This is a genomic window from Streptomyces monomycini, assembly GCF_022271435.1.
GTDB lineage: Bacteria > Actinomycetota > Actinomycetes > Streptomycetales > Streptomycetaceae > Streptomyces > Streptomyces monomycini.
Window position 1 is genome coordinate 423,147 of the sequence record NZ_JAFIQY010000003.1, and the last position, 9,686, is coordinate 432,832.

Annotated in this window: 9 protein-coding genes; 3 read left to right on the forward strand and 6 right to left on the reverse strand. The window is 72.2% G+C overall.

The window, feature by feature from the left end:
* Positions 1-468: 468 nt before the first annotated feature.
* The 4 genes from JXZ78_RS06385 to JXZ78_RS06400 form a co-directional block, all read right to left on the reverse strand.
* On the reverse strand, positions 469-2,217 hold the full coding sequence (locus JXZ78_RS06385; RefSeq protein WP_030025267.1) for a beta-N-acetylhexosaminidase: 1,749 nt from the start codon (positions 2,215-2,217) through the stop codon (positions 469-471).
* 75 nt (positions 2,218-2,292) lie between these two features.
* Entirely contained in the window at positions 2,293-3,117 is an 825-nt protein-coding gene (locus tag JXZ78_RS06390; protein ID WP_050503119.1) for a carbohydrate ABC transporter permease, read from the reverse strand.
* A gap of 62 nt (positions 3,118-3,179) precedes the next feature.
* Positions 3,180-4,073: a carbohydrate ABC transporter permease gene (locus JXZ78_RS06395; RefSeq protein WP_238782712.1), complete on the reverse strand. Its 894-nt coding sequence runs from the start codon at positions 4,071-4,073 to the stop codon at positions 3,180-3,182.
* A gap of 62 nt (positions 4,074-4,135) precedes the next feature.
* A complete protein-coding gene (locus JXZ78_RS06400) occupies positions 4,136-5,434 on the reverse strand; it encodes an extracellular solute-binding protein (protein WP_030025270.1) in 1,299 nt (432 codons plus the stop codon).
* Between the two features lie 299 nt (positions 5,435-5,733).
* Between JXZ78_RS06400 and JXZ78_RS06405 the strand changes: the two genes are divergently transcribed.
* Positions 5,734-6,162, forward strand: a complete 429-nt coding sequence (locus tag JXZ78_RS06405) for an SSI family serine proteinase inhibitor (protein WP_050503120.1) — start codon at positions 5,734-5,736, stop codon at positions 6,160-6,162.
* Positions 6,163-6,320: 158 nt separating this feature from the next.
* On the opposite strand, the gene JXZ78_RS06410 is transcribed toward JXZ78_RS06405, so the two are convergent.
* Complete coding sequence (locus tag JXZ78_RS06410; protein ID WP_030025272.1) at positions 6,321-6,614, reverse strand: DUF3039 domain-containing protein; 294 nt, start codon at positions 6,612-6,614, stop codon at positions 6,321-6,323.
* On the reverse strand, positions 6,601-7,782 hold the full coding sequence (locus JXZ78_RS06415) for an MFS transporter (RefSeq protein ID WP_238782705.1): 1,182 nt from the start codon (positions 7,780-7,782) through the stop codon (positions 6,601-6,603). The genes JXZ78_RS06410 and JXZ78_RS06415 overlap by 14 nt, the downstream gene beginning before the upstream one ends.
* A gap of 211 nt (positions 7,783-7,993) precedes the next feature.
* Here JXZ78_RS06415 and JXZ78_RS06420 point away from each other — a divergent pair, with 211 nt between their 5' ends.
* Positions 7,994-8,359 carry a hypothetical protein gene (locus JXZ78_RS06420; protein ID WP_030025277.1) on the forward strand — a complete coding sequence of 122 codons (366 nt, stop codon included), beginning with the start codon at positions 7,994-7,996 and terminating at the stop codon, positions 8,357-8,359.
* A 210-nt stretch (positions 8,360-8,569) separates the two neighbouring features.
* Positions 8,570-9,481, forward strand: coding sequence for a LysR family transcriptional regulator (locus JXZ78_RS06425; protein ID WP_050503121.1), 912 nt, complete (start codon positions 8,570-8,572; stop codon positions 9,479-9,481).
* Positions 9,482-9,686: the final 205 nt, after the last annotated feature.

Sequence of the window (9,686 nt, forward strand, 5' to 3'; positions counted from 1 at the left end):
CCAGCTGCCCCTTCCCCGGTGTCCCGGCTGTTCCGCTCCGCCGTACGGTACGTGCTCACGGTCCGGACGTGGCAACTCTGGCACATCTTTGCAGGCCCGCGGCGCTAGGGCCCGGGTTCCGGACGCCTTCGGACGGCAGCGGGCGCGCCGCGTACGGGACATGGCCGGTGTTCGGGGCGTTCGGGACGTTCGGGGCGCGCGCCGGCGGGCGGCGGCGCCGGGCGGGCGGCGGACGGCGGCCGGGGAGCGGTGGAGCAGGCGTGACGTGCGGGACGGCGTCCCGGCACGGCTTCCGGCACGGCCCCCGACTGTGGCCGGAGCCGGGGGCCGTGCGGTGTGCGGGCGGACGTTCCCGACCCCGCCTGGTGCGCTGTACCGGACATGTCTCACCTTGGCTGCCTTCAGTGCGTTCCGCGGGAACCACCGTCCCAGGTACCGCGGGCTCCGGCCGCCCGCATCAGCCCCGGCTCACACGTTTGGGGGCGACCCCTCGATCGGACGTCCGAGCAACCCGGGGCGCCGTTGCCACGGGAGGGGGCCACCGGGCGGCCGGTAGTCGACGCCGAGGGCGTCCAGGCGGTGGTAGTGGGCGTTCATCCGGCGGGTGAAGCCGGTGTGGTCGCGGTCCTCGGGGGCCGGCAGCCGCGACCAGGCGACCTCGGCGAAGGCGGCGAGCCGCGGGAAGACCTGGTAGTCCAGGCGCTGCTGGTTCTCCATCACCTCGGTCCAGACGTTGGCCTGGGTACCGAGGACGCGGGCGGCCTCGTCCGGCGTGAGCTGCGGCGGCACCGGCTCGAAGCGGTAGACGTCCTCCAGGGTCCGTACGTAGCCGATCGGTACGGGTTCGTCGGCGCCGCCGTCCTGCCGGTGGTCCAGATAGACCTGCTGCTCGGGGCACATGACGACGTCGTGGCCGGCCTGGGCGGCGGCGATGCCGCCCGCGTAGCCGCGCCAGGACGACACCGCGGCGCCCGGCGCGAGGCCGCCTTCCAAAATCTCGTCCCAGCCGATCAGGCGGCGTCCGCGGTCGGCGAGCCAGCTGTCGAAGTGCCGGATGAACCAGCTCTGCAACTCGTCCTCGTCGGCCAGGCCCAGTTCCTTGATACGGGCCTGGGCGGCGGGCGACGCGCGCCACTGGTCCTTGGGGCACTCGTCGCCGCCGATGTGCACGAACTGGGACGGGAAGAGGTCGAGGACTTCTTCCAGCACCCCTTCGTAGAAGCGGAGGGTGGTGTCGGTGGGGGCCAGGATGTTCGGGTTGACGCCCCAGGTGTCCCAGGGCTTGAGGGCGGCGGTGTCGATGACGTCGGTGTTGCCCAGTTCCGGGTACGCGGCGATGGCGGCCTGCGAGTGGCCCGGGATGTCGATCTCCGGGACGACGGTGATGTGCCGGGCGGCGGCGTAGGCCACGATCTCGCGGATGTCGTCCTGGGTGTAGTAGCCGCCGTGCGGCCGGTCGTCCCACAGGGGCGAGGCCCGGTGGCCGAGCTTGGTGCGCTCCCGCCAGGCGCCCGCCCCGGTGAGGCGCGGGTGGCGCTTGATCTCGATGCGCCAGCCCTGGTCGTCGGTGAGGTGGAAGTGCAGGACGTTGAGCTTGTGGGCGGCGAGCAGGTCGATGTAGCGCAGCACGCCGTCCTTGGGCAGGAAGTGGCGGGCGACGTCGAGCATCATGCCGCGCCAGGCGAAGCGGGGCGCGTCCTCGATCCGTACGGCCGGTACGGACCAGCGCTGTCCGGGGCGCAGGGGCGCGCGGCGGTGCGCGTCGGCGCCGAGCAGCTGCCGCAGGGTCTGCGCGCCCCAGAACGCGCCGGCAGCGCCGCCGCCGAGGAGGATGACGCCGCTGCTGTCGGCCGTGAGCCGGTAGCCCTCGGGGCCGAGTGCGGTGGCGGTGTCGGCGTCGATGCGGAGGCGGATGACGCCGGTGTCGGGGCTGTGCCCGTAGGTGCCGTCCCCGGTGGCGCCGTGCCCGGAGGTGCCGTCCCCGGTGGCGCCGTCACCGGTCGTACGGTTCCCGGTCGTACGGGGCGGGAGCGGCAGGCCGGTCGCGGTGCCGACGGTGCCACGCAGCCAGGCCGCGGTGGCCTCCGTACCGGGACCCGCGTCCAGTACGGTCCCCGGCCCCAGGAGGAACGCGCCCTCCCCCGGCCGGGTGTCGCGTGGCTGGGGTATCAGGCCGGTCTCCGTACGGGCGCCGTCCGCCGTCGCTGCGTCGTCCATGTGCTGACCCTTCCGTTCGGGGCTAGGGGGGTGGGTGTGGCCGGTGCGGTGCATCGGGGAGGTGCGGGCGCGTCGTCAGTCCTTCACCGCGCCGCCCAGGCCCGACACCAGCCTGCGCTGCACGAGTACGAAGAACACCAGTACGGGGATGGTCATCACGGTCGAGGCCGCCATGATCCCGCCCCAGTCGTTCTCGTCCGGTTTGAAGAAGACCAGCAGTGCCATCGGGAGGGTGGAGTTCTCCGTCGCGCTGATGATGAAGGACTTGGCGAAGAGGAAGTCGTTCCAGGTGCTGATGAAGGAGAAGACGCTGGTGGCGACGAGCCCGGGGAAGACGAGCGGGAAGAGGATCTGCCACAGGAAGCGGGCGCGTGACGCGCCGTCCAGGTAGGCGGCCTCCTCCAGTGCCTCGGGCACGGCCCGGACGAAACCGCGCAGCATCCAGATCGCGAAGGGGAGGGAGAAGGCGAGGTGCGGCAGGATCAGCGAGCCGAGGGTGTTCAGGCCGATGCCGGGTACGGCGTCGCCGACGTCCCGCATCAGGAAGAACAGCGGGATGGTCAGCGCTTCGACCGGCACCATCTGGGCGACCAGGAACATGATCATCAGCGTCGTACGGAACCGGAAGCGGAAGCGGGTGACGGCCGTCGCCGCGAGGAAGGCGATCAGCGCGGAGACGATGACGACGACACCCGCCACGAAGAGGCTGTTCAGGAAGTAGCGGCCGAAGTCCTGCTGCTGGAAGACCCGCCGGAAGGCGTCCAGGGAAGGGTGCAGGGTCCAGGGCACCGGTTCGGTGGACTGGATCTCGCCCGCCGGTTTGAAGGCGGACAACACCATCCAGTACAGGGGGAAGGCCACGGCGGCGGCGAGCAGCAGCGCGCCCGCCTCGGCGGCCATCCGTCCGGGGCGCCGTATCCGGGGTGTGCGGACCGGTGTGGGGGCCGGTGTGGGGACCGTACTCACAGTTCCTCCCCCTGTCGGCGCAGCAGGCGCAGGTAGACGAGCGTGACGGCCAGCAGGATCAGCAGCATCACGATGCCGATCGCCGAGCCCAGGCTGTACTGGGACGAGGCGAACGCCTTCTGGTAGGCGTACACGTTCAGTACGAGGTTCTGCCCGGCGATGCCGCCGCCGTTGGTCATGACGTAGATCTGGGTGAAGACCTTGAAGTCCCAGATGACCGACTGGATGGTGACGACGACGAGGATCGGCCGCAGCATCGGGGCCATGACCGAGCGCCAGATCCGCCACTGCGACGCGCCGTCCATGGCGGCCGCCTCCAGGACCTCGCCCGGGATGGCGCGGATGCCCGCGTAGACGGTGACCATCACGAACGGGAACGAGCACCACACGACTTCCAGCAGGACCAGCGCGAAGGCGCTGTAGCGCCCGTAGGTCCAGGAGAAGTCGCCGAGGCCCAGCACCCGGTTGACCGGCCCGAAGTCCGGGTCGAAGAGGAAGACCCAGACGGTGGAGCCGGTGATGGCGGGGGTGGCCCAGGCGCCGAGCGCGGCGAGCATCAGGGCCAGCCGGGGCACCGCCCGGATGCGGGTGAGCAGGACGGCGGTCGAGCAGCCGGCCACCAGCGTGCACAGGACGCAGGCCGCGGCGAACACCACGGTCGCCAGCAGCACCTGCCAGAACTGGCCGTCGCCGAGCAGTTCGGCGTAGTTCGCCAGTCCCTTGAAGGTGGTCGGTTCGCCGCCGCTGACCTGGGCCTGGGTGTATTCGAGGAACGAGATCAGGCCGAGCTGGTAGATCGGGTAGACGAGCAGGCCGCCGAGGACGACCAGGGCGGGCGCGAGGTAGAGCCACGGGGTCCAGCGGCTCCCGTGCCGGGACGGCGGCCGCAGCCGGCGGCCGCCGGTGAGCGGCGTCCGGCCGCTCCCGGGGCGTGCTTCCTTGACCGTGAGCGTCACTTCTTGAACGCCTCGTTCATCTTCTTGGCCGCGTCGCCGGAGGCCGTGGCGACGTCCTTACGGCCGCTGACGATCTCCTGGTACATCGTCGGCAGGACCAGCGCGGAGTCGATGCCACCCCAGGCCGGGGAGGCCGGGACGAACTTGGCGCCCGCCTCCAGCGTCCGCACGAAGGGCTGCACGAACGGCTGCTTCCTCGCCGCCTCGGCCCGTACGTCGCCGTACGTCGGCAGGAAGCCCATCGCGTCGAACAGTCGCCGCTGGGTGTCCTTGCCGGCCAGCTGCTTCATCAGGTCGACGGCCAGCGTGCGGTGCGAAGTGCTCTTCAGTACGCCGATGTTGTTGCCGCCCGCGAAGGCCGGGGCGATGGAGCCCTTCGTGGTGCCGGGCAGCGGCACGACGGCGTACTTGCCCTTGACCTTGCCGTCCTCCATGGCCTGGTGGCTGAAGTCGCCGCCGATCGTCATGCCCGCCTTGCCGGCGGCGAAGGCGGCGACGGAGTCGTTGCCGCCCATCTCGGCGCACTTGGCGGCCGGGCAGTTGGTGTCGCCGAAGAGGTCCGCGTACGCCTTGATGCCCGCCTGCGCCTTCGGGCTGTCCACGGCGGCGGTGTACGCGTCGCCCTTGCCGGTCGCCAGCTCGCCGCCGTGCGCCCAGAGGAAGGGCAGCGCGCCGTAGGTGTACGCGCCGCCGACGGAGATCCCGTACAGCTCGGGCCGCTTCTCGCGGATCTTGCGGGCGGTCGTGGCGACCTCGTCCAGGGTCGTGGGGACCGTGAGGCCCAGGTCCTTGAACACGTCGGTGCGGTAGTACAGCGCCCGGACGCCGACGAACAGCGGCGCGCCGTAGACCTTGCCGTCCACGGTCACCGACTGCTTGGCCGTGGGGTCGGTGTCCTTGGCGTCCTTCCAGGCGCCGAACTCCTGGCTGACGTCGGCCAGTCCGCCGTCCTTCACGTAGCCGGCGGTGTCGGTGTTCCCGTACTCGATGAGGTCGGGGGCGCTCTTGGGGTCGTTGAAGGCCGCCTTGATGCGCTGGGCGCGGGTGTCGACCGGGATGTAGGTGACGTCGACCTTCGTGCCCTTGTGGGCAGCCTCGTAGTCCGCCACCGCCTTGCGGACGACTTCTTCCTTGGGCTTGTTGTTGACCTCCTGGAAGAGCCAGACCCGCAGCGTGCCGGTCTTGCTGTCCTCCTTGGCGCCGCCGCCGGAGGTGGACGGGGCGCAGCCGACGGCGGTGCCGAGGGCCAGGGCAAGTGCCGCGGCACGGGCGGCTGTTCGGGTGGAGAGCTGCATCGGGTACCCCCTGAAGGAACGTTGCAACATACGCAACGGGCGTTTCGCCATGCACAATCCTCAGGAGGCTAAGCGCGCCGACGCTCCCCCACAAGAGCCGATCAGGCAACGGCGCGGGCGACACGCCGCCACTGGCCCACATTCGTCGGCAATTCGCCCCGGTACGTCTATCTATGAATCAGATGTCCCTCCTCGGCTCCCAGAAGCGGCCCCGGGTCTCGTCCGCGCGGACCGGCCCCCGGCAGCACCCCCTGGAAGCAGCTCCCAGCCGCACGACACACAAAGGACCGACCGAACCCATGCGCGCAAGACCCGTACGCACCGCCCTGCTGGCCGTCGCCGCCCTGGGCCTGCTCCCCTTCGCCACGGCCCCCGCCGCCGCCACGGACGCCCAGCCGGAGACCGGCGGCCGCCAGCACATCGCCGTCCACGAGGGCACCGACCCCTCCGGCCCGCTCCTCGCCGCCGCCTACCTGCGGTGCTTCCCGACCGGCGGCAGCCACCCGACGCCGGAGGCCTCCTGCCTCAAGCTGGCCCTCGCCAACGGGGACTACGCCCGCGTCCCGCAGATCCACCGCGCCTGCACGAAGATCTACCAGCCGGTCACGGTCGTCACCCACGGCACCTGGCACGGCAGGACGACCGCCTACCAGCACACCTATGCCAACCAGTGCATCGCCAACGCCGAGAGCGGCGACATCTTCAACCTCACCCCCTGGAACGACTGACCCGCCCGGCGCACCCGCACAGAGGCCCGGCCCCCACGCGGGGACCGGGCCTCTGTGTGCGGCGCGCACCACGCGTGCGGCCCGCTCCTGGTACGGGAACGGGCCGGACACGCGCGAGGCGGGCGGGGAGCCGCGCGCCGGCGCGCCCCCCGGACGGTCTACTTCTTGCCGCCGTCCTTACCGCCCTTGTCCTTGTCGCCGCCGGCGCTCATGGACTCGTAGATCTCCTTGCACATGGGGCAGACCGGGTACTTCTTCGGATCCCGGCCCGGCACCCACACCTTGCCGCAGAGGGCGACGACGGGGGTCCCGTCGAGCGCGCTCGCCATGATCTTGTCCTTCTGGACATAGTGGGCGTAGCGCTCGTGATCGCCGTCGCCGTGCGACGTCTGCGGCGTCGGCTCTACGAGGGTCCCCGTACCTGCCCCGCGCTCGGGCTCAACAGTGCTCATAACCGCCAAGGGTACCGACGCGCGCGGCGTGCCGGGAGCGACGGCCCGTCCACAGGTGAAGGGCGGCCCCGAGGCCCGCGACCCCTGCCGCCGCCCACGGCAGTGCGGCAGCCTGGACGCCCGCCGCGAGAGCCAGCCCGCCCAGCGCGGAGCCGACCGCGCTGCCCAGATAGAGGGCCGAGTTGTTGAGGGCGAGGGCCACCGTGCCGCGGTCGTCGCGCAGCGCGAGCAGCCGGTGCTGCTGCGGCACCTGAAGGGCCCAGCCCGCCGCGCCCCAGACCACCAGGGCGGCGGCCGCGCCGGGCAGCGCGGCGGAGGCCAGCAGCGGCAGCAGGGCCTGAGCCGCGGCCACCGTCACCAGGATCCCGCCGACCAGGGCCGCGATCTTCCCCGTACGGTCCACCAGCGGCCCGGCCGCCAGGCTCCCGAGCACCCCGCCGATCCCCCACGCCCACAGATACGGCGCGACCTCGCCCACTCCCCCCGCGGACGCCAGCACCGGCGCCAGGTACGTGTAGAGCCCCAGACTCGCCACCGCCGCCAGGAACGAGACCCCCACGATCGGCGCCACCTCGCGGTCCGTGACGGCGGCCAGCCGGGCCCGCACCGGCACCGGCGGATCCGCGGGCACCGCGGGCAGCAGCCCGGCCAACCCCGCCAGGGCGACCGCCCCCAACCCCGTGACCAGCCACATCGTCGTCCGCCACCCCCCGTGCTCGGCCAGCAGCACCCCCACCGGCACACCGACCACCGTGCCCGTACTCATCCCACCCATGACCAGCGCCAACGCCCGCCCCCGCCGCTCGGCGGGCACCAGCGCCGAGGCGGCGGCCGTGGACAGCGCCGCGTAGACGCCCGCCCCGGCGCCCGCCACGATCCGCGCGCCCAGCAACGCTCCCAGCGCGGGCGCGAGCGCCGTGGCGGCGTTCCCCACCGTGAACACCGCCAGCGCGACGAGAATGACCCCGCGCGGCCGCACCCCCGACAGCAGCCCCGCGACCAACGGCGCGGCGATCGCATACGCCAGCGTGAACACCGTCACCATCTGCCCCGCCAGCGACACCGTCGTACCGAGGTCGTGCGCGACCACCGGCAGCAGCCCCGCCATCACATAAGCGTCGAGCCCGAGCGCGAACGCCCCCAGCGCCAACAACCAGACCTTGCGCATCGCTGCCAACTCCCCGATTCCGTCAGCTCTTGTGCACCGACCGGAGGAACGTAGGCGGGCTCTTGAAGGGGAGGGAAATGCCGGAGTGGGGGAATTGATGCCCAGGGGGAATAGGTGTGTTGTGTACGGCAGCGGATCGGCGACGAACCGCGTCGGCGGAGCCGGGAGCGGAGAACGCCTCGACGAGCACGCCGTGACGGAAGGGGCTGGCATGTCGCAGAGCGAAGGCGCACGGCTGTTCCGGGAGAGCTGGATCGCGGGAGTGCGCCGGCACTTCCCCGGGGAGCCCAAGCCCGGCTACGTCACTCCGTGGAACGACACCCCGCAGTGGGAGCGTGAGTCCGCCGGGGCCGTCTACGCGCAGGTCCGTCAGTTCATCGAGGTCAGCGGGGGCCGCACCTCAAAACTGTCCCGCGAGCAGAAGAGCCGCTTCGTCGCGACGTGCTGGACGGCCCAGATGTACCGGCACTTCGAAGACCCCAAGCCCGGCTACGTGGCCGACTGGGCCGACCTGCCGTCATGGCAGCAGGAGACCGACGCGGACGTGTTTGAGGCCATCGAGGAGGCGTTGAGCTGAACGAGGGCCCTGCCCCGGTCCGTAGGCCGCCCCATCCCCACCTCGCCTCACCTCACCTCACCTCACCTCACCCGGGAAGCGCAGCAGCTCTCCGGATGTTCGGGGAAGTGGCCGCGCGGAGCGATGTGCGCCCGGCGGGGACGTGTGCGGACAGCCACGTGCGGATGAGCGCGGAGGCGCTTCGGTGGAGGGTGACGGCAGGACGTGGACATGACGGTGGGTGCGGGACCGGTGGCGGGAGTGGCGCGTGGCACGGACGGGCTCGACGGGGTCGAACTGCGGCACCTGCGTGCCTTCATGGCCGTTGCCGAGGAGCGCGGTTTCACGTATGCCGCCGACCGGCTGCGCGTCGGACAGCCCGCGCTGACCAAGTCCGTACGGGCCCTGGAGGGGGTTCTTGCCACGCGGCTGCTGGACCGCACCACCCGGCGCGTCGAGCTGACGGAGGAGGGCCGTCGGCTGTACGCCGAACTGGCGTCGCTGCTTCCCCGGCTGGCCGCCGCGCTGTGTGCGCCCGGTGGGCAGCCCGTGCTGCGGCTCGGTTTCACGTCGCTGCTGCCCGCCGCCTGTGCCGAGCTGAACGCGGAGTTCGAGGCGGCCACCGGGGCCGGGGTACGGCTGGTCCGCCGGGACACGCCGCTGGCGGGACTGGACACCGGCGAGTCGGACATCGCCGTACTGCGCGGCGACGCCCCGCCGGACGCGGACGTCCGCACCCGGATACTGCTGCACGAGCCGCGGGTCGCCGCCATCGGCCGGGACGGCGCGGGCGCGTCCCTGGCGCGCCGCCGGGTGCTGGACTGGGCCGAACTGGCGGAGCACCCGCTCGTCGTGAACACCGTCACCGGCAGCACCCGCCCCGAGCTGTGGCCCGCCGACCGGCGCCCGCGCCTGGCCTGCACGGCGGACAACTTCGACGAATGGCTGGAGGCGGTGGCCGCGGGACACGGGGTGGGCGTGGCCCCGCAGGAGGTGGCCACGCGCCACACCCACCCGGGCATCCGCTTCGTACGCCTGAAGAACGCTCCACCGGTAACCGTCCGCCTCGCCCTGCCCAACCGCGGCGCCCATCCACTGGCGGAACGGTTCTTCGGTGGGGGTGGGGGTGGGGGTCGCGGTTGAGGTGGGAGGGGCCGGAGCTGAGGGCGGGGCGGCGGGGGCGGAACCGGTGGGGTTTGGGGTGGTAGGGGCGGGACCGGTGGGATTCGGAGCGGTGGGGGTGGGTGGCCTACGGGTGCGCGCTTGCACTCCCCCACCGGGGGTTTACCCGGGTAGAGCCGAGCGGAATCCGGGTCGCTTGGGGTTCGGGGCTTGGCGTGGGGGTGGG